Source organism: Nocardioides agri (assembly GCF_013778305.1).
GTDB classification, from domain to species: Bacteria; Actinomycetota; Actinomycetes; order Propionibacteriales; family Nocardioidaceae; genus Nocardioides; species Nocardioides agri.
Map to the genome: position 1 here is coordinate 190,652 of NZ_JACEIC010000002.1, position 24,168 is coordinate 214,819.

Here is a 24,168-nt window from a genome sequence, read left to right on the forward strand (position 1 = left end):
TCAGGCCGACTTCACGGCGAGCACCGGGCAGTGCGCGCCGAGCAGGATCCGCTGCGCGACGCTGCCCATGATCAGCTTGCCGACGGGCGTACGGCGCCGCAGCCCCAGCACGATCAGCGCCGCGTCCACCTCGGCGGCGGCCTCGAGCACCTGGTCGCCGACGTCGGCGCCGACCGACTGGCGCACGTCGTACGCCAGGCCGGCCTCGTCGAGCTCGGCCCGCACCCCGGCCAGGTCGTCGTCGGTCGCGAACCTGTCGTCGACCAGTGCGTCGCCGCGGGAGGCGTTGACGACGAGGAGCCCGAGCCCCCGCAGCCGGGCCTCGGCCACGGCGTGCACGAGGGCCGCGCGACCGTAGTCGTCCGGGGACCAGGCCACCACGATCCGGCTCATCGGCCCACCCTCTCGTCGTCCTGCGCGGCTCGGGCGACCTCGGCCGCCGGGGTGTCGAGGTCGGGCCGGACCCGCTTGACCACGATCGGCACCACGACCACCAGGGCCGTCAGCACGTAGACCGCGACAGCGAGCGGCTCGCTCCACAGCCCGGACAGGTCACCGTCGGAGATCGTCAGCGCCTCGCGCAGCTTGAGCTCCATGATCGGCCCGAGGATGACGCCGAGGATCAGGGGCAGCACCGGGAGCCCGAAGCGCCGCATCGCCAGTCCCAGCAGGCCGAAGGCCAGCAGCAGGAAGACGTCGAAGGCGTCCTGGTTGGCGGCGAAGGCGCCGAGGCAGGCGAAGAAGAGGATGCCGGCGTAGAGCTGCGGTCGCGGGATCCGGAGCAGCTTGGCCCACAGCGGCGCGAGCGGCAGGTTGAGCACCAGCAGCAGCGTGTTGCCGATGAGCAGGCTGGCGAGCAGCGTCCACACGAGGTCCGACTGCTCGGTCATCAGCTGCGGCCCGGGCTGGATGCCGTAGCTCGTCAGCGCCGCCAGCATCACCGAGGCCGTGGCGGTGACCGGGATGCCCATCGCGAGCAGCGGCACGAACATCCCGGCCGCCGAGGCGTTGTTGGCCGCCTCCGGTCCGGCGACGCCCTCGATCGCCCCCTTGCCGAACTCGTCGCGGTGGCGGGAGAGCCGACGCTCGGTCACGTAGGAGAGGAACGTCGGGATCTCGGCGCCGCCCGCGGGGATCGCGCCGAACGGGAAGCCGTACGCCGTGCCGCGCAGCCACGGCCTCCAGGACCGGCTCCAGTCCTCGCGGCCCATCCACGGCCGCCCGACGGGGATCACCTGCAGCGGCTTGCGCCGCAGGTGGGCGGCGACCCAGAAGGCCTCGCCGAGCGCGAAGATGCCGACCGCGACGGCCACGATCTCCAGCGGGTCGCGCAGCTGAGCCACGCCGAGGTCGAGCCGGGCCTGGCCCGTGTTGAGGTCGAGCCCGACCAGGCCGATGGTCAGGCCGAGGAAGAGCGAGAGGAAGCCGCGCACCTTCGATGAGCCGAGCATCGTCGTGGTCATCACCAGGGCGAACAGCAGGATCGCGAAGTACGACGGGGCGCCGATCGTGACCGCGAACTCGGCCAGCATCGGCGCGAAGAACGCGACCAGGAGGGTGCCGATGGTGCCGGCGATGAACGACCCGATGGCCGCGGTCGCGAGGGCCTGTGCCGCTCGGCCGGCCTTGGCCATCTTGTTGCCCTCGAGCGCCGTCATCACCGACGCGGACTCCCCTGGTGTGTTCAGCAGGATCGACGTGGTCGAGCCGCCGTACATGCCGCCGTAGTAGATGCCGGCGAACATGATGAAGGCCGAGGTCGGCTCCAGGCTGTAGGTCACGGGCAGCAGCAGGGCCACCGCCATCGCCGGGCCGATGCCGGGCAGGACGCCGACGAAGGTGCCGAGCAGGACGCCGATCGCGGCGTAGAGCAGGTTCTCGGGCGTGGCCGCGGACTGCAGGCCGCCGAGCAGGAGGTCGAGGTCGCCCATCAGAGGATCCCGTCCAGGATGCCGGCGCTGAGCGGGATGCCGAGGCCGACGTAGAAGGCGTACCAGCTGAGGACCGACAGCACGACGCCGACGATCACGTCGCGGACGAGGGTCCGGCTGCCCAGGGCCCAGGTCGAGCCGGCGAAGAGGATCGCGCCGCTGATCGCCCAGCCGAGGAAGCCGACGGTGGCGATCGTGAGCCCGACGATGCCGACCAGCTTGGCGACCGTCGCCCAGTCGGCGCGGGCGTCGAGGTCGACGTCCTCGCCGCCCTCGGCCTCGGGCAGGTCGCCGCGGAGGGCGGCGACGACCAGCAGCGCGCTGGTGACCAGCAGCCCGGTGCCGATGGCGTAGGGGAAGAGCCGCGGCCCGACCGGGTCCGCGAAGCCGACCTGGAGGGTGCTGGCGTCGTAGATCGTGTAGGCGCCGACGACGGCGGTGACCGCCGCCAGGCCGATCTGGGCGAGGTCGCGCCGCGGCGCGGTGCTCGGGCTCGTACCCGGATGCGTCGTGCTGCTCATATGAGTCCCAGCTCCTCGAGGGTCGAAGCGACACGGTCGTCCTGCTCCTGCAGGAAGGTGCTGAAGTCGTCACCGGTCTTGAAGGCGTCGGTCCAGCCGTACTTCTCCAGGGCCTGCTGCCACTCAGGGCTGTCGTGCATCTCCTGGAGGTAGGCGATCAGCTCGTCGCGGCGCTCGTCGGAGATGCCCGGCGGTGCGAGCACCCCGCGCCAGTTGACGAAGACCAGGTCGACGCCGGACTCGGTCAGGGTCGGGATGTCCTGGAACGGCTCGCTCTCGAGTCGCTCCTCCCCCGAGACCGCGAGGGCGCGCAGCTCACCCGACTCGATCTGGCCCTCGAACTCGCCGAGGCCCGAGAAGCCGACCTGGATCTTCTCGCCGATCAGCGCGCTGGTGAGCGGGCCGCCCCCGTCGTACGGCACGTAGAGGACGTCCTTGGGGTCGATACCGACGGTCTCCGCGAGCTGCATCGGGAAGAGGTGGTCCGGCCCGCCGGGCGACGAGCCGCCACCGACGGCGATCGAGTGCGGGTCCTTCTTCCAGGCGGCGAGGAAGTCGTCGACGGTCTCGTACGGCGAGTCCGCGGGCACCAGGATGCCCTCCTGGTCCTCGATCAGCTGGGCCAGCGGCGTGGCGTCGTGGACCCGGTCCTCGAGGCCGAAGGAGTAGAGCGAGCCGACCACGCCGAGACCGACGGTCATCATCGTGTGCTCGTCGCCCTCGGCGCCCATCAGCCGGGTCATCGCGACGGAGCCGCCGGCGCCGAGGATGTTGGTGACCTCGAAGTTGCCGCCGGTGACGTCCTCCTGCTCCATGACCGAGACCGCGGCCCGTCCGGTCTGGTCGTAGCCGCCGCCCGCGCTGTTGGGGATCCACATCGCGATGTCCTTGTTGTCCTCGCCGCGGGTGACGCCGCAGGAGGACAGCGCCGCGGTCAGCGCCAGGCCCGTGAGGGCGGCGACGACGGCACGTGCCGGCCGGCGTCGGTCTGGCGATGGGGTGGCCATGTCAGGCTCCTCTCGGTGGATCGGAGTCCCGATCGTTCACCTACCCTGTGGCGGCCGTCACCCTTCACCAAGCAATGGAGGTTGTGGAACTTGTGGTCCCGCCCGCGCCTGCCTCGCCCGCGCACGCTGGCCGGGCAGTTCCTCGCGCTCCAGGCGGTGCTGCTGCTGCTCGTCGTGGCGGTGACCAGCGTGGTGTCCTTCCGGCAGAGCGACGCCGACTTCCGTGACTCCCGGGGCGCCCGGCTGCGTGCGAGCGCGGAGAACCTCGCCAGCACCCAGCCCGTGCAGGTCGGCGTGGGCAACGGCAGCCAGCAGCGCGCGCTGACCTTCTACGCCCAGCAGCGCCAGGACGACACGGGCGCCACCGCCGTCCACCTGGTCGGCCCCGGCGACAGCATCGTGGTGTCGACCGACCCGACCCGGGTCGGCGACGAGATCGACCTCGGTCCGGGCGTGTCCGACGGCCGCGCGTGGACCGGCGACCTCGACGACAGGGGGCAGCGGGCGATCGCCGCCGAGGTGCCGATCATCGGCATCCAGCGAGGGGTCGACGCCGGCGAGGTGGTCGGGGCCGTGGTCGTCACCGAGCGCTACCCGTCGCTGGCCGAGCGGTTGCGGCAGACCCTGCCCGACCTGCTGTCCTTCCTCGCCGTGGGGCTCACGCTCGGCCTGGTCGGCGCCTGGCTGCTCGCGCGGCTCATCAAGCGGCGCACCCGCGGGCTGGAGCCCGCCGAGATTGCCGACCTCGCCGACCAGCGCGAGGCCCTGCTCACCTCGCTGCGCGAGGGCGTCCTGGCGGTCAACGAGTCCGGCACCGTCACGCTGCTGAGCGAGAGCGCCCGCGCGCTGCTCGACCTGCCTCCCGACAGCCAGGGCCGCCTCCTCGCCGACCTCGACCTGCCGCTGCGGGTGCTCGAGCTGCTGATCGGCGACGACGACGTGCACGACGCGGTGGCCGTGGTCGGCGGCCGGGTGCTGGTGCTCAACAGCAACCGGGTGGTGCAGAACGGCCGCCCCGCCGGCACGGTCACGACCCTGCGCGACCGCACCGAGCTGCTCGCCCTGCAGAGCCAGCTCAGCGCCCGCGAGAGCGTGACCGAGACGCTCCGCGCGCAGACCCACGAGTTCGCCAACCAGCTGCACACGATCTCCGGCCTCCTCGAGCTCGAGGAGTACGACGAGGCCGGTCGCCTGATCGGCACCCTCACGCGACGCCGGGCGGCGATCAGCGACTTCGTGCTCGAGCGGGTCGAGGACCCGGCGGTCGCCGCGATGCTGGTCGCGAAGACCAGCCTGGCCGCCGAGCGCCGGGTCGAGCTCGCGCTCAGCCCCGACAGCCGGCTCCCGCGGCTCGCGCCCGACCTGTCGGCCGACCTCGGGACGGTGCTCGGCAACCTGGTCGACAACGCCGTCGACGCCGCGGCCGGCGCGGACGCCGCACGCGTCGACGTACGGCTCACGAGCGACGGCGGCGACGCGGTCGTCCAGGTCGCCGACTCCGGCCCGGGAGTGCCCGGCGAGCGCATCGACGACATCTTCGAGCGCGGCTTCAGCACCAAGCCCAGCGACGCCAGCGGACGCGGGGTCGGACTGGCCCTCGTGCAGGTCGTCTGCGAGCGCCGGGGCGGGTCGGTGTCGGTGCACAATGACGACGGCGCGGTCTTCACCGCGCGGCTGCCCATGACCGAGGACCACGGATGACCGACGATCCCGAGCTCACGGTCCTGGTGGTGGACGACGACTTCATGGTCGCCTCGATCCACACCCGGTTCGTCGAGCGCACCCCGGGCTACCGCGTCGTCGGCACCGCGGCCACGGGTGCGACCGCGCTGAGCGAGATCGACCGCCTCGCCCCCGACCTCGTGCTCCTCGACGTCCACCTGCCCGACCTCAGCGGGATCGAGGTGCTGCGCCGGCTCCGGGGCGAGGGCAACGACGTCGGGGTGCTCGTCGTGACCGCGGCCCGGGAGGCCGACACGGTGCGCGCCGCGGCCGCCGCCGGGGCCGCGCACTACCTGGTGAAGCCGTTCGAGTACGACGACCTCGCCGCGCGGCTCGACGCCTTCCGCAGGACCCGGCTGGCGCTCACCGGGGTCGACCGGGCCGGCCAGGACGACATCGACGCGTTCTTCGCGCCACTCGGACGTGGACGGGAGGTGCTGCCCAAGGGGCTCAGCACCGAGACGGCCGAGGCGGTCCTCGCGACGCTCGCCGGGGGCCGCGAGGTCTCGGCCACGGAGTGCGCCGACGAGGTCGGGCTCTCGCGGGTCAGCGCGCGCCGCTACCTCGAGCACTTCGTGGCCCGCGAGCAGGCGGTCGTCCGGCTGCAGTACGGCGGGTCCGGCCGCCCGGAGCGCCGCTACCGGCTGCGGACCTGACGGCTCGGCTACTTCGCGGCGGCGTAGGTGTTCTGCGCCGGCGCGCCCTCGGCGCCCAGCGCCCCGCGGTCCTCGCCGTCGACGCTGACGACAAGCGCACCGTCGGAGGACTGCACGTGCACCGGCGGGGCCGCCTCGATCGACTTCTGCTCCCCGAACGCCAGGTCGCCGTTGAACACGACCTCGCCCGCGCCGTCCTTGACCACGACGTGCGCGCCGCCCGCCGCCGCGTTGAGCAGCACCGGCACCGGCGCACCCAGCTTGCGCTGGCCGGACGGCGAGCCGTTGAGCACCGGCTGGTCACCCGAGACGTGGACCGGGCTGTCCATGAGCAGGCGCGCGATCGACCAGGCGAGGACCAGCGCCATCACCGCGGCGATGAGCACCGACCAGTTGGGGCCGCCCTTGGTGCTGCGGATCGGGCCCTGGGCGCCGGTCGCGAGCTCGGCCTCGAACACCCGGCGCGCGTCGAGGGGGGCGTCGGCATAGAGCTCGTCGTACGACGCGAGCAGCGGTGCGGCGTCGACCCCGAGGACCCGCGCCAGCGTGCGCAGGTGGCCACGGGCGTAGAAGTCGCCGCCGCACGGCGCGAAGTCGTCGACCTCGATCGACTCGATGACGTGCGGGCGGATCCGGGTGCGCTCGGCGAGCTGGTCGACGCTCAGCCCGAGCCGGGTGCGGGCCCCGGCGAGCTGCGGGCCGACGACGGGGTCGGCGACCGGCTCGAACACCGGCTCCTCGAAGACCGGCTCCTCGAAGACCGGCTCCTCGATGATCAGCGGCGCGACCTCGGCGATCGGCTGGGTCGGCTCCGGGGCCCGGTAGACCGCCTCGACCCGCGTCCCCTCCACGGCGTCGCGGAGCGGCAGCGGCGTCGCGCTGGCGATGGTGACCTCGGGCTCCGGCGCGCGGTCCGGCTCGGGATCGGGGTGCAGGCGGAGCCTCTCGGCCAGGTAGTCGATGCCGCGCGCCAGCGTCGGGCGCGGGTCGTGCAGCACGGGGTGCGGGTGCTCGGCGGGCTCGTCGAGCGGCTCGTCCAGCTCGTCGCTCGGCTCGTCGCCCGGCTCGTCGTCCGGCTCGTCCAGCTCGTCCACCAGCTCGACGACCCGCTCCGGGTCGCCGGCCAGCGCCAGGAGCGCCTCCGGCAGGTCCGCGTCGCCGCCGGTCACCCAGGTCGAGAGCGACAGCGGCACCGCGAGCGGGGAGCCGTGCAGTCGGCGCGCGATCGCCGCCTGGCGGCGGCCGGCGCGGTCGAGGTCCGCGAGCAGCGCGTCGGGGTCGTCGAGCAGGATCACGACGCGGCCGTCGCGCAGCAGCCCACGCCGGGCCTGCACCTCGACGCAGTCGAGGGAGTCCCACGGCACGCCGCGCCAGGTGCGGCCCAGCCGCAGTCGGATGCCCTGGTGGTCGGCGACGAGCAGCGGCGTACGCGCGTCGACGAAGGCGCTGAGGTAGGCCGCGGCGACCAGGCCCATGGCCAGCGCCAGCAGCCAGTCGAGCGCCGAGCCGCCGCCGAGCGCGCGGGTGAGGTAGGCGAGCGCGACGATCGCGGCGACGCCGCCGATGCCGCCGGCCAGGAGGCCGTTGCGGCGGATCTCGACGGGCTCGGCCTCGACGTCGAGCAGGTCGATCTCGGGTGCGCTGATCGTGGTCACATCTCCCCCTGGATGGTCGCGATGACGGAGTCGATCTCGTCGGGCTTCACGAGCACGTCGCGGGCCTTGGAGCCCTCGCTGGGCCCGACGACGCCACGGCTCTCGAGGATGTCCATGAGCCGGCCCGCCTTGGCGAACCCGACCCGCAGCTTGCGCTGGAGCATCGAGGTCGACCCGAACTGGGTGGAGACCACGAGCTCGATCGCCTGGACCACGAGGTCCATGTCGTCGCCGATGTCGTCGTCGAGCTCGCGCTTGGCGGCGGCGGGCGCCGTGACGTCCTCCCGGTAGTTGGGCTGGAGCTGGCCCTTGCAGTGCTTGACCACCTGGGCGATCTCGGCCTCGGTGACCCAGGAGCCCTGGATACGCGCGGGCTTGGAGGCGCCCATCGGCAGGAAGAGGCCGTCACCCTGGCCGACCAGCTTCTCCGCACCCGGCTGGTCGAGGATGACCCGGCTGTCGGCGAGGCTGGAGGTCGCGAACGCGAGCCGCGACGGCACGTTGGCCTTGATCAGGCCGGTGACGACGTCGACGCTCGGCCGCTGGGTGGCGAGCACCAGGTGGATGCCGGCGGCGCGCGCGAGCTGGGTGATGCGCACGACTGCGTCCTCGACGTCGCGCGGGGCGACCATCATCAGGTCGGCGAGCTCGTCGACGATCACCAGCAGGTAGGGGTAGGGCTCGAGCTTGCGCTCGCTGCCCGGCGGCAGCTCGACCTTGCCCGCGCGGACCGCCTTGTTGAAGTCGTCGACGTGCCGGAACCCGAAGTTGGCCAGGTCGTCGTAGCGCAGGTCCATCTCGCGCACGACCCAGGCGAGCGCCTCGGCGGCCTTCTTGGGGTTGGTGATGATCGGGGTGATCAGGTGCGGCACGCCCTCGTAGGCGTTGAGCTCGACCCGCTTGGGGTCGACCATGATCATCCGGACCTCGTCGGGAGTCGCGCGCATCAGGACCGATGTGATCATCGAGTTGATGAACGACGACTTGCCGGAGCCGGTGGCGCCGGCCACCAGCAGGTGCGGCATCTTCGCGAGGTTGGCGACCACGAAGCCGCCCTCCACGTCCTTGCCGAGTCCGGCCACCATCGGGTGGTGGTCGGAGCGCGCCGTGTTGGAGCGCAGCACGTCGCCGAGGGAGACGATCTCCTTGTCCAGGTTGGGGATCTCGACGCCGACCGCGGACTTGCCGGGGATCGGGCTGAGGATCCGCACGTCCGCCGAGGCGACGGAGTAGGCGATGTTCTTCTGGATGTTGGTGATCTTCTCGACCTTGACGCCCGGGCCGAGCTCGACCTCGTAGCGGGTCACGGTCGGGCCGCGCGTGTAGCCGGTCACCTGGGCGTCGATCGAGAACTCCTCGAGCACCTGGGTCAGCCGGTCGACGACCGCGTCGCTGGCCTTGGAGCGCGCCTTGTGCGGCGAGCCGGGCTTGAGCACGTCACTCGTCGGGAGCGAGTAGACGATGTCGCCGGACAGCGCCAGCTGCTCGACCCGCTGCGGCAGCGGCGTGTGCGGCGGCGGCTCGAGCTCGACCTTCTCCTCCACCTTGTCCTCGAACACCGGGATCTCCGCGACCGTCGCGTCGGCATCGACGCCGAGCACGTCGGGGGCGAAGATGTCGAGGCCCTCCTCGGTGGTCTCGAGGCGCTTCTTGCGCTTGCGCATCTCGCGGTCGACGAGGACCGGGCTGTCGTACGCCGGGTCGCCCATCTCGGGGTCGATCTCGTCCTCCGCGGACTTGCCGCGGCGGCGCCGGGTCGGCGCGGGCTCGTCGTGGTCGTCCTCGTGGTGCGGGTGGCCGAGCAGCCGGTCGCGGGCGTCCGCGAGCCGCGCGGGCACCTGGTAGAGCGGGGTGCCGGTGATGATGAGGACGCCGAAGAAGCCGAGCAGCACGAGCAGCGGCACCGCGACGTACGGCGAGCGCAGGAGGTCGAGCAGCAGGCTGGCCACGACGTACCCGATCGCGCCGCCGGCGTCCTGGAGGTCGCTGGTGTCGCCGAGGTCGGGCTGCGGGTTGCCGTCGGCGATCTGGACGATGCCGAGGACGCCGAAGGCGAGCGAGCTCCAGCCGATGGCCTGCCGGCCGGCCGGGCCGGTGCGCTCGGGGTCGCGCATGGTGCGCCAGCCGACGAACAGCAGCGCGAGCGGGACGACGAACCCGACCTTGCCGACCGAGCCCTGCACGACCGTGCGGGCGCCGTCCATGACCGCGCCGGGCAGCTGCCACCAGATGGCGGCGGCGACCACGACCGCCGAGCCGATGAGGAAGAGCCCGACGCCGTCCCGGCGCTGGTCGGGCTCGAGCTCCTCGGCACCGTGCCCGATGCCGCGGGCGAGGGTGCCGACGCCGTGGGCGATCGCCAGCCAGACCGCGCCCAGCGCGTGGAAGAGCGCGCCGAACATCCTCGAGATCGGGCCCGGCCCGGTGCGGACCGCACGCGGTGCCGGTCGCCGGGCCGCGGGCTTCTTCTTCGCGACCGGCTTCTTCTTCGGGGCAGGCTTGCGCGACGAGCCGGTGCTCCGGCTCGTGGACCGGGTGGTGCCGGTACTCCGGGATCGGGAGGTCGAGGACGTGCTCTTGCTCCGCGACCCCGGCGGGGAAGACGTACGGGTCGCCATGGTGATCACCCTACGCAGGGGTCACACCAGTCACACGCACCACAGGAGTGCGTGTCTTCGCCCGGGCGGGCCCCGCGAAGATTTCACCCACATGGTGATTTACCGGGTGGAGGCGCTCACCCTAGGCTCCCGCCAGACCCCGGCACTCGCCGAGGATCATCTCGGGAAGAAGGCTTGCCCATGAAAGCCCTGCTCGTTCCGCGCCGTCTGCGCGGAGGATCTCTGGCGGTCCTCGCCAGCGTCGCCCTGGTCGCCGCGACCCTGTCCGCGGCTCCCGCCTCGTCCGAGCCGACGGCTCCGGCCAGTGGGTCGGACGCCGCGGTCGCCGACCCGGTCAAGGAGACGGCCGGCAACGACCCGCTCGGCGAGCGGGACCGCGCCCTCCTGGCCGAGGCGATCGCCGACGGCGACGAGAACGTCACGATGATCCTGGCGACCGACGCCGGCAGTGCGGACGAGGTCGAGGCCTCGGTCGAGCGGCTCGGCGGCACGGTCGGCATGCGCTCGCAGCGGATCGGCTACGTCCGCGCCAGCGTGCCGACCGGCAAGGTCCTCAAGACCGCCTACCTTCCCGGCGTCGACAAGGTCGACCTCAACGAGACCATCAAGCAGCCCGACCCGCGCCTCGAGGGCCGCGCCGGGCGGGCCGCGACGGCCGCCGGCCCGGGCGCCGGGACCCCCGACGACAACCCGTACATGCCCACCAACGAGACCGGCGCGGTGGCGTTCAAGCAGAACCACCCGACCTACGACGGTCGCGGGGTGACGATCGGCGTCCTCGACTCCGGTGTCGACCTCGACCACCCCGCCCTGTCCACGACGTCCACCGGCGAGCGCAAGATCGTCGACTGGGTGACCGCGACCGACCCGCTCGAGGACGCGACGTGGCGCGCCATGCTCACCCAGGTGACCGGCCCGACCTTCACCTACGCCGGCTCGACGTGGAAGGCGCCGGCAGGCACCTACCGCATCAACCGGTTCTCGGAGTCGATCACGGCCGGCAGCGAGCCCGCCGGGGACGTCAACCGTGACGGCGACACCACCGACCGGTGGGGCGTGCTCTACAACCCCGCGACCCACGACGTGTGGGTCGACGTCGACCAGGACTTCGACTTCACCGACGAGACCGCGATGCGTCCCTACCGTGAGGACTTCCAGGTCGGGCACTTCGGCACCGACAACCCGGCGACCACGGAGGTCGTCGAGAGCATGCCGTTCGTCGTCCAGTATCGCGAGGACGTCGACACGACCCCGGCCGGCCTCCCCGGCGTCGCCGACTTCGTCAACATCGGCATTCCCGAGGACGCCCACGGCTCCCACGTCGCCGGCATCGCCGCCGGGCACAGCCTGTTCGGCGGTCAGATGGACGGCGCGGCGCCGGGCGCCCAGATCGTCTCCTCGCGAGCCTGCACCTGGGGCGGCGGCTGCACCGCGGTCGCCCTGACCGAGGGCATGATCGACCTGGTCACCAACCGCGGCGTCGACGTGGTCAACATGTCGATCGGCGGCCTTCCCGCCCTCAACGACGCCAACAACGCCCGCGCCGAGCTCTACGACCGCCTGATCGACGAGTACGGCGTCCAGCTCATCTTCTCGATCGGCAACAGCGGCCCGGGCCTGAACACGGCAGGCGACCCCGGCGTCGTCACCGACGTGATCGGCGTGGCCTCGTCGATCTCGAAGGAGACCTGGGCGGCCAACTACGGCTCGGTGGTCTCCTCGAAGCTGAACCTGCACAACTACTCCTCGCGCGGCCCGCGCGAGGACGGCGGCTTCAAGCCCGACCTGATGGCGCCCGGCTCGGCGATCTCGACGGTGCCGCGCTGGCTCAAGCAGCCCGACGTGGCCGAGGCCGGCTACGCCCTGCCTCCGGGCTACGCGATGTTCAACGGCACCTCGATGGCCTCCCCGCAGACCGCGGGGGCCGCCGCGCTGCTGCTGAGCGCCGCCTTCCAGACCGACACGGCCGTGACGCCGGCACAGCTGCGCACGGCCATGGAGACCTCGGCCGACTTCGTGAAGGGTCTCCCGGCCGTCGCCCAGGGTCACGGGCAGCTCGACGTCCCGAGCACCTGGTCGCTGCTGAAGAAGGAGCCCGAGGTGCGTGACTACACGGTCTCGGCGCCGGTCTGCACCCCGATCTCGCAGTTCCTGGCCACCCCCGATCGCGGGACCGGCGTCTACAACCGTTGCGCCGCCGGCGACGGCGGCCAGGCGGCCGGCTCGACCCGGACCTACCAGGTCCGGGTGACGCGGACCAGCGGCCCCGCGCGGGCGATCCGGCACCGGCTGGAGCTGGTCGGCAACGACGGCACCTTCTCGGCGCCGTCATCGGTCAGCCTGCCCCTCGGCACTGCGGTCACCATCCCGGTCGTCGCCAGTCCGTCGGCAGGCATGCACTCGGCGATCCTGCGCATCGACGACCCCGGCACGGCCCTGATCGACCACACGATGCTCGCCACGGTCGTGGCACCGACGCCGCTGCGCGCGCCGAGCTACGCCACGACCACGACCTCACGGGTGGAGCGCAACCTGACGCAGAGCATCTTCGTGACGGTGCCCGAGGGCGCCCGGGCCCTGCAGGTCAACCTCGGTGGGATCGCGACCGGCAGCCAGACCCGGTTCATCGCGATCAACCCGTACGGCGTCCCGGTCGAGAGCACGTCGTCGCTGGTGTGCTACACCAACTTCAGCGACCCGGCCGACTGCAAGCCGACGTCGCGGGCGTACGCCGATCCGCTGCCCGGCGTGTGGGAGATCGAGGTCGAGAGCAGGCGGACCACCCCGTCGCTGAACAACCCCTACCGCCTGACGGCGGCGGTGCAGGGCGTGACGGTGTCGCCGGAGACCCTCGAGCTCGCCTCGGTCGAGGCCGGCACGCCGACGCCGGTGTCGTGGACGGTGACCAACGCCTTCGGGCCGGTGACCGTGCACGGTGAGGGTGGTCCCCTCGGCAGCGCGCACTCGGCGCGCCCGTCGATCGCCGACCACGCGACCGCCGAGTACACGGTCGAGGTGCCGGCCGGCGCCGACGCCCTGACCGCGACCATCGGCAACCCGAGCGACCTGAGTGCCGACCTCGACCTGTCCGTCTACCTGGGCGACACCCTGGTCGGGCAGACCGCCGACGGCGACTCCGAGGAGTCGGTGACGATCACCTCGCCGGCCGCGGGCACCTACACGGTCGTGGTCGACGGCTACTCGGTGCCTGCCGGCACCACGGAGTACGACTACCTCGACGTGTTCTTCTCCCCTGCGCTCGGGGAGCTGACCGTCGACGACAGCGCGCACTCGCTGGCCGGGGGGCAGAGCGTCGAGATCGGCGGCTCGCTCACGGCGCAGCAGGCTCCGGCGGCCGGTCGCAGCCTGTTCGGCGAGATGCGGGTGGTCAGCACCGAGGGCGCCGTGCTCGGCACCGGCGCTGTCCAGATCGGGGAGGTCACCACGCCGTAGCGCACGCCGGCGCGGGTGTGCCTGCGGGCGCACCCGCGCCGGTCAGCGCTCGGTGATCTCCTGCACCCGCAGGGGCACGCCCTGCTGGCAGGTGGACATGGCGCCGGGGTCGAGAGTGCCGACGACCTCGACCCGGGCCCCGACCTCCGGCCGCGCGCCGAGCAGCAGGTACTCCTGACCGGAGGCGACCAGCAGCAGGCAGCCGTGCTCGACGCCCTCGACCACGGTGCCCGCCACGCGGACCTGCGGACCCTTCGGGTCCGGGGTGCGACTGAGGTCCTCGAGTGGCGCGCTCGGCGAGGCGCTGGCCGACTCGGAGCCGGCGGGTCCGTCGCTCATCCGTCCATCATCCCCGGTCCGGGCGGTGGGGTCGCCGCAGGCCGCCAGGAGCCACACCACGGCCAGACCGGCGGCCGCTGCCGAGACTCGTCGCTGCACATCGGTACGACGGGCCACGGCCGGCCCCGGTTCCCTCACGCCTCGATGACCACCGGGATGATCATCGGGCGGCGCCGGTGGGTGTTGCTGACCCAGCGGCCGATGACCCGACGCACGGTCTGCTGCAGCTGGTGGGCGTCGGTGTTGCCCTCCGCGATCGCCCGGTCGAGGGCGTCGATGATCGGCTGCTTGATCTCGTCGAAGGTGGCGTCGTCGAGGGCGTTGCCGCGGGCGTGGATCTCCGGGCCGGCGGCGACCTTGCCGCTCACCGAGTCGACGACCACGATCACCGAGATGAAGCCCTCCTCGCCGAGGATCCGGCGGTCCTTGAGGTCGGACTCGGTGACGTCGCCGACCGAGGACCCGTCGACGAAGACGTAGCCGCAGTCGACCTTGCCGGCGACCCGGGCGACCCCGTCGATCAGGTCGACGACCACCCCGTCCTCGGCGATCACGACGTTCTCGATGCCGGTGGCGCGCGCCAGGTCGGCGTTGGCCAGCATGTGCCGGATCTCGCCGTGCACCGGCAGCACGTTGCGCGGCTTGACGATGTTGTAGCAGTAGAGGAGCTCGCCGGCGCTGGCGTGGCCGGAGACGTGCACGAGCGCGTTGCCCTTGTGCACGACCTTCGCGCCCCAGCGGGCGAGGCCGTTGATGACCCGGTAGACGGCGTTCTCGTTGCCCGGGATCAGGCTCGAGGCGAGCAGGACGGTGTCGCCCTCCTCGATGTGCACGAAGTTGTGGTTGCGCTGCGCGATCCGGCTCAGCGCGCTCATCGGCTCGCCCTGCGACCCGGTCGAGATGAGCACCTGCCGCTCGGGCGGGAGGTCGGCGAGGTCCTTGGTGTCGACCAGCACGCCCGGCGGCACCTTGAGGTAGCCGAGGTCGCGGGCGATGCCCATGTTGCGGACCATCGAGCGGCCGACGTAGGCGACCTGGCGCTCGTGCTCGTACGCCGCGTCGAGCACCTGCTGCACGCGGTGCACGTGGGAGGCGAAGCAGGCGACGATGATCCGCTGCTGCGACTCGCGGAAGACCTGGTCGATGACCGGCGTGATCTTCTTCTCCGCCGGCGTGAAGCCCGGGGTCTCGGCGTTGGTGGAGTCGGTGAGGAAGAGGTCGACGCCCTCCTCCCCCAGCCGCGCGAACGCCCGCAGGTCGGTGATCCGGCCGTCCAGCGGGAGCTGGTCCATCTTGAAGTCGCCGGTGTGCAGCACCATCCCCGCACCGGTGCGGATCGCGACCGCCAGCGCGTCGGGGATCGAGTGGTTGACCGCGACGAACTCGAGCTCGAAGGGCCCGAACGTCAGCCGGTCGCCCTCCTTGACCACGTGGTGGACGGTCTCCTTGAGCCGGTGCTCGCGGAGCTTGGAGTCCAGCAGCGCGAGCGTGAGCTTCGATCCGACGAGCGGGAGGTCGCCGCGCTCGCGGAGCAGGTACGGCGTCGCGCCGATGTGGTCCTCGTGGCCGTGGGTGAGCACCAGCGCCTCGATCTGGTCGAGGCGGTCGCGGATGGAGGACCAGTCCGGGAGGATCAGGTCGATGCCGGGCTGGTGGTCCTCGGGGAAGAGCACGCCGCAGTCGACGAGCAGCAGGCGACCGTCGTACTCGAACGCCGTCATGTTGCGGCCGACCTCGCCGAGGCCGCCGAGCGGGGTCACTCGCAGGGCACCCTCGGGCAGCGGCTCGGGCGCGGACAGCTCCGGGTGCGGGTGGCTCACAGGAGGCCCGCTGCGGTCAGGCCGGCGCGCAGGGCGGCGAGCTCGTCGTCGTCGAGCTCGACGAGGGGCGATCGGACCCGCCGGTTGTCGAGCACCCCGAGGAGCTCCAGCGAGGCCTTCGCGGTGGTGGCGCCGTAGTTGGGCACCCCCATGACGGCGTCGAACGCCGGCACCAGCCGCTGGTAGGTCTCCAGCGCCCCCGCGTGGTCGCCCGCGAGGAACGTGTCGATCATCGACGCGATCTCCTTGCCGGCCGCGTGGCCGACCACGCTGACCAGGCCGCACGCGCCGTGCGCGAGGTAGCCGAGGGTGTTGGCGTCGTCGCCGGAGTAGACGGCGTAGCCGAGCTGCACGAGCCGCGCCGTGCGGGGGATCTCGCCGGTCGCGTCCTTGACCGCGACGACCTGCTCCCAGCCGGCCATCTCGGCGTACGACTCCAGCGCGATGATGCTGCCGGTGCGGCCCGGGACGTCGTAGAGCATCACCGGGATCTCGGCGGCGTCGACGACCTGGCGGAAGTGCGCCACCATGCCGCGCTGGCCGGGCTTGTTGTAGTAGGGCGAGACGAGCAGCACGCCGTCGGCGCCGCGCTCGCCGGCCTGCTTGGCGAGGTACGTCGAGGTCGCGGTGTCGTTGGTGCCGACGCCCGCGACGAGCTTGATGCCGGGTCCGACGGCGTCGCGCACGGCGGCGAGGATCTCGCCGTCCTCCTCCTTGAGCGTCGTCGGCGACTCGCCGGTCGTGCCCGAGACGACCAGGCCGTCGTGGCCGTGGGCGACCAGGTGCTTGGCCACCTTCTGGACTCCGTCGAGGTCGAGGCTCCCGTCGGGACCGAAGGGGGTCGCCATCGCGGTGAGCATGCGTCCGAACGGAGCAGCCGGTGCAGCAGAGGTCATGGGGTCCAGGTTATCGGCTCCCGGCCCTCACCCGACGTTCGGCATCACGTCGCGCGCCACGAGACGCAGATGGTCGAGGTCGCCGAGGTCGAGCACCTGGAGGTAGATCCGCTCGGCGCCGAGCGCGGCGAACCGGCCGATCTTGTCGACGACCTCCGCGGGTGTCCCGGCCAGGCCGTTCTCCCGCAGCTCGGCCTTCTCGCGCCCGATCGCCGCGGCCCGACGGCCGATCTCGGCCTCGTCCGCGCCCACGCAGAGGACGAGGGCGTTGGACCAGCGCATCGTCTGCGGGTCGCGGCCCTGCCGCTCGCAGGCCTCGCGCACCCGGGCGAACTGCTCCTCCGTGGTCGCCTCGTCGACGAACGGCAGGTTGAACTCGTCGGCGTACCGCGCCGCGAGCTCGGGCGTCCGCTTCTTGCCGACGCCGCCGATCAGCACCGGCGGCTTGGGCTGGACGGGCTTGGGCAGGCCGGGACTGTCGGCCACCTGGTAGTGCTCGCCGTCGAACGTGAAGCCGCCCTCGGTCGCCCACAGGCCCGTGATGATCGCGAGCTGCTCCTCGAACCGGTCGAACCGCTCCCCCGTGCTCGGGAACGGGATGCCGTACTTGGTGTGCTCCTGCTCGAACCAGCCCGCGCCGATGCCCAGCTCCACGCGGCCGCCGCTCATCTGGTCGACGTTGGCGACGCTGATCGCCAGCGGGCCGGGCAGCCGGAACGTCGCGCTCGTCATCATCGTGCCGAGCCGGATCGTGCTGGTCTCCCGGGCGATCCCGGCCAGCGTGATCCACGCGTCGCTCGGCCCGGGCAGCCCCTCGGTGCCCATCGCGAGGTAGTGGTCGGAGCGGAAGAACGCCCCGAATCCGAGCGCCTCCGCCTCCTTCGCGACCGTCACCAGGTCGTCGTAGGTGGCTCCCTGCTGGGGTTCGGTGAAGACGCGCAGCTCCATGGCTCCACCCTGTCAGGCTGCCCAAGTCCCGGCGCACCTGACCTCAGCGTCGTGGTTCCGGTCCGATCACGACGCTCAGGTCAGGTGCGACGGACTACAGCCGGTCGGCGGCCCTGACCAGGAAGACCCGCTCGTAGCCGTCGTACGGCTCGCGGGCGGTCTCGATCCACTCGCCGGCGTCGTACGCCGGGTAGAAGGCGTCCCCGGCCGGGGACAGGTCGACGAGGGAGAGCACCTGCTCGTCGGCGTGCGGCATGGCGGCGGCGTAGACCTCTCCCCCGCCGGCGACCATCACCTGGGCGGCCGCGTCCAAGGTGTCGGCGAGGTCGAGCGCCTCCTGGAAGGAGTGCGCGACGAGGACGCCGTCGGCCGACCACGACGGCGAGCGGGTCAGCACGATCGTGGTGCGGCCGGGGAGCGGCCGGCCGATGGACTCGTACGTCGTGCGTCCCATGACCAGCGTGTGGCCGAGCGTGACCGCCTTGAAGAGCGCCTGCTCGCCGGGCAGCCGCCAGGGGATGTCGGGCCCGTCGCCGATGACGCCGTTGTTCGCCACCGCAGCGACCAGGACGACGCGGCGCCCGCCCCTAGACGGCAATGGGGGCCTTGATGCCGGGGTGCGGGTCGTAGCCCTCGACCGAGATGTGCTCGAGGTCGAAGGCGTCGAGCTCGGTCACCGACGGGTCGAGCACCAGCGTCGGCAGCGGGCGGGGCTCGCGGGTGAGCTGGAGCTGCGCCTGCTCGAGGTGGTTGAGGTAGAGGTGCGCGTCGCCGAGCGTGTGCACGAAGTCGCCGACCCCGAGTCCGGTCACCTGGGCGACCATGTGGGTGAGCAGGGCGTACGACGCGATGTTGAACGGCACGCCGAGGAAGACGTCGGCCGAGCGCTGGTAGAGCTGGCAGGACAGCCTGCCGTCCGCGACGTAGAACTGGAAGAACGCGTGGCACGGCGCGAGCGCCATGTCGGGGATGTCGGCGACGTTCCAGGCCGAGACGATGTGGCGCCGCGAGTCGGGGTTGGCGCTGATCTCCGACACGACCTGCGCGATCTGGTCGATGTGCCGGCCGTCGGGCGCCGGCCAGGACCGCCACTGGTAGCCGTAGACGGGACCGAGGTCGCCGGCCTCGTCGGCCCACTCGTCCCAGATCGTGATGCCACGGTCCTGCAGCCACTTCACGTTGGTGTCGCCGCGCAGGAACCACAGCAGCTCGCCGAAGACCGAGCGGGTGTGGACCTTCTTCGTGGTGACCAGCGGGAAGCCGGCCGTCAGATCGAAGCGCATCTGGTGGCCGAAGACCGACCGGGTGCCGGTGCCGGTGCGGTCACCCTTCTCGACGCCCTCGTCGAGGATCCGCTGGAGGAGGTCGAGGTACTGCTGCACGGTCTGACCCTAGTCCAGCGAGACGGTCCCGGAGACCGTCGTCCGCGTGTCGCCGCCGACCCAGACCTGCCCGTCGACCAGCGAGACGTGCACCCGTCCGGCCCGCTGCAGGACGGTGCCCTGCGCGGCGACGTACGACGTGGGCAGCGTCGTGCCCGCGAGCCACTGGCCGATCCCGGCGTTGAGGGAGCCGGTGACCGGGTCCTCGGGCACGCCGTACTGCGGGCAGAACGCCCGGACCTCCACGTCCGCCGGCCCCCCGGCGGGGTGGGGGCCGACCACGCCGATCTTGAGGTCGCCGAACGCCGCCCAGTCGGGGCGGAGGTCGAGCACGGTCTGCGCGTCGCGGAGCAGCACGCCGACCCAGCCCGGCCCGTTGTCGATCCACTGCGTGTCGAGCAGGTCGGCGCGGCTCAGCCGGAGCGCGGCGGCGATCGCGTCGAGGTCGCTGTCGGACACCGCGCCGGTGCGCATCAGGGGCGGCGCCTGGAAGGCGAGCACGTCGGCCCGTCGGATCGTGACGAGCCCGGAAGCGCACTCCTGCACCACGTCCGCCCCCCGCGGCACCCCGCCGGCCTGGAGCCAGGCGTGCGCGCTGCCCAGGGTCGGGTGGCCGGCGAACGGCAGCTCGTCGCCCGGCGTGAAGATCCGCAGGCGGTAGTCGGCGGCCGGGTCGGTCGGCGCGAGCAGGAACGTCGTCTCCGACAGGTTCGTCCAGCGCGCGAACGCAGCCATCTCCTCGTCGCTGACACCGTCGGCGTCGTGGACGACCGCGACGGGGTTGCCGCGCAGCGGCTCGCTGGAGAAGACGTCGACCTGGCTGAAGCGCACCCCGACAATCTAGGGCGCCGACGCTAGTGGGCCAGCAGCGGCCGCTCGTCGGACTGGCTGACCGGCGTCACGTCCGAGCACTGCTCAGCGTCGAGCTCGCAGGTGCGGAGCACCAGCAGGTCGTCCGGACCGGCGCCGGCCTCGGGCGCCACGAGGTAGACGGCGCTGTAGTTGTCCCCGAACGTCGCGTCCAGCACCCGCTCACCGGGCTGGAGCCCGATCGGCATCTTCCGGCCGCTCCTCGCGTCGTAGAGCAGCGGCCGGTACGGCGTGCCCGGCTCGCCGTCATCGGACCGGCTGAGCACGAAGGTGCCGCCGGGCGACAGCAGCGCTCCGATCCCCGGCCTGTGGAACGCGACACTGAAGATGCCCTGCTCCATCTCGATCTCGCCCCCGACCTGGAAGACCTGGGTCGCCGACTCGACGTCGGCCAGGCCCGCCTGGTCCAGCGCCTCCGGGGCACCCGGGCCCGGGTTCCACACGTAGCTCGCGTCGGGGGTGTCGAAGTAGACGAAGCCGAGGTCGATGGCGACCGGCCGGATCTCCTCGTCGCCGGGGTAGGTGAAGATCTCCTCGTCCTTGCTGACGTCGTAGACCACGAGGCGGGAACCGCCCGGCTCCGTCCACGCGGCCCACCCCTCGTCCGCCGACGCGACCAGCGGCGAGCCCGGCTCCTTCGTCCCGAGGCGCCGCCGCTTGCCGTCGGCGGCGACGAACGCGACGGTGCCGTCGGTGTCGGCGTAGACGGCGCCGCCGTTGAGCTCGGAGAGGTCGGTGAGGGGCGGCACCTGGACCTTGACCAGGTCGAGGTGCAGCACGCCGTCGGCGTACCACGCCACGTCGACCGGGTTCGGCGACCGGGTCACCTTCGCCGGGGGTAGCTGCTCCTCCTGGGCGTCGCGTGCCAGGACCGCGGCGACGCCGCCCAGGACCAGGGCGGCGGCGACGCCAACGGCCAGCACCCGCACGTGCCGACGGTGCCGGCTCCGCGCGTCGGCCAGCACGTCCTCCACCGGCGCAGCCGGGACGGCGATCAGCTCGGCCGCCTGCCGCACCTCCGCGGCCCCCGGCGGGACGGTCCTGTCCGGCACGTCGAGGACGTCGGCGACCTGGGCGGCGCTGAGGCCCGCCACGGCGGCCAGCACGAGACGCTCGCGCTCGTCGTGGGGCATCCCCTGGAGCCGCTCGTCCACCTCCTGGAGCAGTGCCGTGTCCTCGTCCGAGACGGCCGAGAGGGTGCGGGCGACCAGCGGCGGACGACGCTCGAGCACGACACCGAAGACGTAGGCGTCGACGTCCTCGGAGCTGCGCACCCGCTCCCAGTCGGCACGGCAGCGCGCCAGCCCCTGGCGCGCGGACGCCTCGGCCCCGGGCCGGTCGTGGCCGAGCAGCACCAGGGTCCGGACCAGCGTCGACCAGCGCGCCGCCAGGTAGGCGGCGAAGTCGGCATCATCGCTGGCCACGCCCGGAGCCTAAGGCTGAGCGCCTAGGGGTGCAGCGACATGGGCCCGTAGACCTGGCGGTCGGTCTCGAAGAGCGTGACCGCGTCGACGCCCTGGGCCGCGAGCTCGGGCCAGGTCTCGCCGACCCACGACTCCGCGTCGGCCTGGCTGGCGAACCGCTGACCGGCCAGATCGCCCTCGACGGCGACCTCGCCGCCGGCGCCGTCCTCGAGGCGCCACCACCAGGGCCGCTCGGCGGGGGTCGGTGAGCGGAACGTGGGTGGCTGCTCGGGGAGGTTCATCGCCTCAGGCCTCCCGGACCGAGGGGTCGAGGAACGGTGGCTTCACGAGCTGGAAGACCTCTTGGCGGCCGCGGACGTCGACGGTCACCTCGGCGTCGGCGTCGACCGACGCCGCCACCAGCGCGAGGCCGATGCCCTTGCGCAGGCTCGGCGAGAACGTGCCGGAGGTGATCTCGCCGACCTGCTCGCCCGACGCGAGGCCGACCGCCATGTGCGGCCGCGGGATGCCCCGGCCGGTCGCGACCAGGCCGCGCAGCACCCGCTGCGGACCGGCCTCGCGCTCGGCGGTCAGGGCGTCGCGGCCCCAGAAGGCGTCCTTCTTCCAGCCGACCGCCCAGCCGAGCCGCGCCTGCACGGGGGTGATGTCGAGGGAGATGTCCTGGCCGTGCAGCGGGTAGCCCATCTCGGTGCGCAGCGTGTCGCGCGCGCCGAGGCCGCACGGGAGGATGCCCCACTGCTCGCCCGCGGCGAGGAGTGCGTCCCAGAGCGCGGGCGCGACCGCGTTGGGGGCGACGAGCTCGTAGCCGCGCTCGCCGGTGTAGCCGGTGCGGCAGACGATGACGTCGGAGCCCTCGAACGAGGCGACCGCGAACGACATGTAGTCGTGGCCGGTCGGGAGGCCGAGCGCCTCGAGCGTCTCGTCGGACCGGGTGCCCTGGACGGCGAGGACGGCGTGGTCGCGGTGCTCGTCGGAGACGGTGACCCCATCCGGCGCAGCCGCCCGGAGACGGCGGACGACCTCGGGGGTGTTGGCGGCGTTCGGGATCAGGAACACCCGGTCGTCGGAGTAGACGTAGGCGATCAGGTCGTCGACGACGCCGCCGGTCGCGTCGTCGCAGCACAGCGTGTACTGAGCCTGGCCCGGTCCGATGCGGGTGAGGTCGTTGGTGAGCGTGCTGTTGACGAAGTCGAACGCGCCGGGGCCGGCGACGACCGCCTTGCCGAGGTGGCTGACGTCGAAGACACCGACGCCCTCGCGGACCGCCGTGTGCTCCTTGACGACGCCCGCGGCGTACTCCAGCGGCATCGACCAGCCGCCGAACTCCCCGAACTTCGCGCCGAGCGCCTCGTGCCGGTCGTGGAGCGGGGAGCGGAGCAGGTCGGTCATGGCGGCGAACCTACCCGACTATCCTGCACCGGTGACGACGTACACCCTGCGCAGCGCCAGCCCCGCCAAGACCAAGTGCGACGTGGTGGTCGTCGGCGTCGTCCAGTCCGCCAAGGGACCCGAGCTGGCGGCGGGTGCCGAGGACGTCGGCAAGGCCTACGGCCGCAGGCTCCGGCCGCTCCTCTCGACCCTCGGGCTCACCGGCAAGGCCGGCGAGACCGCGAAGATCCCGACCTCGGGCGCGCTGGCCTCGCCGCTGCTCGTGCTGGTCGGCCTCGGCAAGGCCGTCGACCCGGTCGCCGTACGACGTGCGGCGGGCGTCGCGGCGCGCGCGGTCAGCAACGCGGCGTCGGTCGCGGTCGCCCTGCCGGCGGGCGAGCCGGAGCTGGTGCGGGCGGTGACCGAGGGGCACCTGCTCGGCGGCTACACGTTCACGACGTACAAGAAGGACGGTGCGAAGAAGGCCCCCGGCGAGGTCGTGGTGCTGAGCGAGATCGCGCGCCGCAAGGAGGCGGTCACGGCCTTCGAGGAGGCGCAGGTCGTCGCCCGGGCGGTCGCGGTGACCCGGGACTGGGTCAACACCCCGCCGGGCGACCTGACGCCGCCCGCCTTCGCGGACGCCGTGCTGGCCGCGACCAAGGAGCTCACCAAGGGCCGCGGCGCGCCGAAGGTCTCGATCACCGTCCATGACGAGCGGGCGCTCGCCGAGCTCGGCTGCGGCGGCATCCTCGGCGTCGGCGCGGGCTCGTCCGCCCCGCCGCGGCTGGTGGAGCTGACCTACGCCCCCAAGGGCGCCACCAAGCACCTGGCGCTGGTCGGCAAGGGCATCACGTTCGACTCCGGGGGCCTGACCATCAAGCCGGCCGCCAGCATGAACGAGATGAAGTCCGACATGGCCGGCGCGGCCGCGGTCGTGCAGGCGACGTACGCGATCGCGACGCTCGGGCTGCCGATCAAGGTCAGCACGTTCGTGCCGATGGCGGAGAACATGGTCTCCGGCTCGGCGGTGCGGCCCGGTGACGTGCTCACGCAGTACGGCGGCACCACCGTCGAGGTGCTCAACACCGACGCCGAGGGCCGGCTGATCCTCGCCGACGCCCTGGTGCGCGCGACGGAGCAGAAGCCCGACGTGATCGTGGACGTCGCCACCCTGACCGGGCACATGGTCGTCGCGCTCGGCGACCGCGTCGCGGGCGTGATGGGCTCCGCCGACGTCGTCGACGACGTCCTCGCCGCGGCCGCGACGGCCGGCGAGGAGATGTGGCCGATGCCGATCCCCGAGGCGATGGGCGAGCGGATCCGCTCCAGCAAGATCGCGGACCTCTCCCAGCACGACTGGATCCGCTGGGGCGGGGGGCTCTACGCGGCGGCGTTCCTCCGCGAGTTCACCGGCGGGCTGCCGTGGGCGCACGTCGACATCGCCGGGCCGTCGTTCAACTCCGGCGGCCCGTGGGGCCACACCACCGCCGGCGGCACCGGCGTCGCCGTGGGCACGCTGGTCGACTACGCGCGGGCGTTCGCGGCGTCCTAGCCCGGG

20 protein-coding genes are annotated in these 24,168 nt (G+C 72.6%); 4 read left to right on the forward strand and 16 right to left on the reverse strand.

Going from position 1 to position 24,168, the window contains the following annotated elements; translation table 11 throughout:
* The 4 genes from HZF07_RS05460 to HZF07_RS05475 are packed head-to-tail and all read right to left on the reverse strand — an operon-like array spanning nt 1 to nt 3,459.
* Nucleotides 1-393 (reverse strand): universal stress protein, encoded by a 393-nt coding sequence (locus HZF07_RS05460; RefSeq protein ID WP_157340119.1) that lies wholly within the window; start codon nt 391-393, stop codon nt 1-3.
* Complete coding sequence (locus HZF07_RS05465) at nt 390-1,931, reverse strand: tripartite tricarboxylate transporter permease (RefSeq protein WP_157340120.1); 1,542 nt, start codon at nt 1,929-1,931, stop codon at nt 390-392. The genes HZF07_RS05460 and HZF07_RS05465 overlap by 4 nt, the downstream gene beginning before the upstream one ends.
* The gene (locus HZF07_RS05470) at nt 1,931-2,452 is read right to left on the reverse strand and encodes a tripartite tricarboxylate transporter TctB family protein (RefSeq protein ID WP_157340121.1); all 522 of its coding nucleotides are present in this window, start codon (nt 2,450-2,452) and stop codon (nt 1,931-1,933) included. Before HZF07_RS05470 ends, HZF07_RS05465 begins: the two co-directional genes overlap by 1 nt.
* A complete protein-coding gene (locus HZF07_RS05475; protein WP_157340122.1) occupies nt 2,449-3,459 on the reverse strand; it encodes a Bug family tripartite tricarboxylate transporter substrate binding protein in 1,011 nt (336 codons plus the stop codon). Before HZF07_RS05475 ends, HZF07_RS05470 begins: the two co-directional genes overlap by 4 nt.
* Nucleotides 3,460-3,549: 90 nt before the next feature.
* Here HZF07_RS05475 and HZF07_RS05480 point away from each other — a divergent pair, with 90 nt between their 5' ends.
* Nucleotides 3,550-5,160 carry a sensor histidine kinase gene (locus HZF07_RS05480; RefSeq protein ID WP_157340123.1) on the forward strand — a complete coding sequence of 537 codons (1,611 nt, stop codon included), beginning with the start codon at nt 3,550-3,552 and terminating at the stop codon, nt 5,158-5,160.
* On the forward strand, nt 5,157-5,837 hold the full coding sequence (locus HZF07_RS05485; protein ID WP_157340124.1) for a response regulator: 681 nt from the start codon (nt 5,157-5,159) through the stop codon (nt 5,835-5,837). The genes HZF07_RS05480 and HZF07_RS05485 overlap by 4 nt, the downstream gene beginning before the upstream one ends.
* Nucleotides 5,838-5,845: 8 nt before the next feature.
* Here the strand turns inward: HZF07_RS05485 and HZF07_RS05490 are convergent, their stop codons facing one another.
* Complete coding sequence (locus HZF07_RS05490) at nt 5,846-7,492, reverse strand: helix-turn-helix domain-containing protein (protein WP_157340125.1); 1,647 nt, start codon at nt 7,490-7,492, stop codon at nt 5,846-5,848.
* On the reverse strand, nt 7,489-10,110 hold the full coding sequence (locus HZF07_RS05495) for an FtsK/SpoIIIE family DNA translocase (protein WP_181644836.1): 2,622 nt from the start codon (nt 10,108-10,110) through the stop codon (nt 7,489-7,491). The genes HZF07_RS05490 and HZF07_RS05495 overlap by 4 nt, the downstream gene beginning before the upstream one ends.
* A gap of 180 nt (nt 10,111-10,290) precedes the next feature.
* Between HZF07_RS05495 and HZF07_RS05500 the strand changes: the two genes are divergently transcribed.
* Nucleotides 10,291-13,563 (forward strand): S8 family serine peptidase, encoded by a 3,273-nt coding sequence (locus HZF07_RS05500; RefSeq protein ID WP_157340126.1) that lies wholly within the window; start codon nt 10,291-10,293, stop codon nt 13,561-13,563.
* Between the two features lie 42 nt (nt 13,564-13,605).
* Here HZF07_RS05500 and HZF07_RS05505 read toward each other — a convergent pair whose 3' ends face one another.
* The 10 genes from HZF07_RS05505 to gcvT all read right to left on the reverse strand — a co-directional run bounded on the left by HZF07_RS05505 (nt 13,606) and on the right by gcvT (nt 22,631).
* Entirely contained in the window at nt 13,606-13,902 is a 297-nt protein-coding gene (locus HZF07_RS05505) for a hypothetical protein (RefSeq protein WP_198346328.1), read from the reverse strand.
* A 134-nt stretch (nt 13,903-14,036) separates the two neighbouring features.
* Nucleotides 14,037-15,722: a ribonuclease J gene (locus HZF07_RS05510; RefSeq protein ID WP_181644838.1), complete on the reverse strand. Its 1,686-nt coding sequence runs from the start codon at nt 15,720-15,722 to the stop codon at nt 14,037-14,039.
* Nucleotides 15,719-16,618, reverse strand: a complete 900-nt coding sequence (gene dapA / locus HZF07_RS05515; protein WP_157340127.1) for a 4-hydroxy-tetrahydrodipicolinate synthase — start codon at nt 16,616-16,618, stop codon at nt 15,719-15,721. The genes HZF07_RS05510 and dapA overlap by 4 nt, the downstream gene beginning before the upstream one ends.
* Nucleotides 16,619-16,645: 27 nt before the next feature.
* Complete coding sequence (locus tag HZF07_RS05520; protein WP_157340128.1) at nt 16,646-17,566, reverse strand: LLM class F420-dependent oxidoreductase; 921 nt, start codon at nt 17,564-17,566, stop codon at nt 16,646-16,648.
* Between the two features lie 94 nt (nt 17,567-17,660).
* On the reverse strand, nt 17,661-18,164 hold the full coding sequence (locus HZF07_RS05525) for a dihydrofolate reductase (protein WP_157340129.1): 504 nt from the start codon (nt 18,162-18,164) through the stop codon (nt 17,661-17,663).
* Nucleotides 18,154-18,948, reverse strand: coding sequence for a thymidylate synthase (locus HZF07_RS05530; protein ID WP_181644839.1), 795 nt, complete (start codon nt 18,946-18,948; stop codon nt 18,154-18,156). The genes HZF07_RS05525 and HZF07_RS05530 overlap by 11 nt, the downstream gene beginning before the upstream one ends.
* Before the next feature lie 9 nt (nt 18,949-18,957).
* Nucleotides 18,958-19,779: a PhzF family phenazine biosynthesis protein gene (locus HZF07_RS05535; protein WP_181644840.1), complete on the reverse strand. Its 822-nt coding sequence runs from the start codon at nt 19,777-19,779 to the stop codon at nt 18,958-18,960.
* 23 nt (nt 19,780-19,802) lie between these two features.
* Nucleotides 19,803-21,242 (reverse strand): SigE family RNA polymerase sigma factor, encoded by a 1,440-nt coding sequence (locus HZF07_RS05540; RefSeq protein WP_157340130.1) that lies wholly within the window; start codon nt 21,240-21,242, stop codon nt 19,803-19,805.
* A gap of 23 nt (nt 21,243-21,265) precedes the next feature.
* Complete coding sequence (locus tag HZF07_RS05545) at nt 21,266-21,523, reverse strand: hypothetical protein (protein WP_157340131.1); 258 nt, start codon at nt 21,521-21,523, stop codon at nt 21,266-21,268.
* Nucleotides 21,524-21,527: 4 nt separating this feature from the next.
* Nucleotides 21,528-22,631 (reverse strand): glycine cleavage system aminomethyltransferase GcvT, encoded by a 1,104-nt coding sequence (gene gcvT / locus HZF07_RS05550; protein WP_157340132.1) that lies wholly within the window; start codon nt 22,629-22,631, stop codon nt 21,528-21,530.
* 31 nt (nt 22,632-22,662) lie between these two features.
* Here gcvT and HZF07_RS05555 point away from each other — a divergent pair, with 31 nt between their 5' ends.
* Nucleotides 22,663-24,162, forward strand: a complete 1,500-nt coding sequence (locus HZF07_RS05555; RefSeq protein WP_309504551.1) for a leucyl aminopeptidase — start codon at nt 22,663-22,665, stop codon at nt 24,160-24,162.
* The last annotated feature ends 6 nt before the right edge of the window (nt 24,163-24,168 follow it).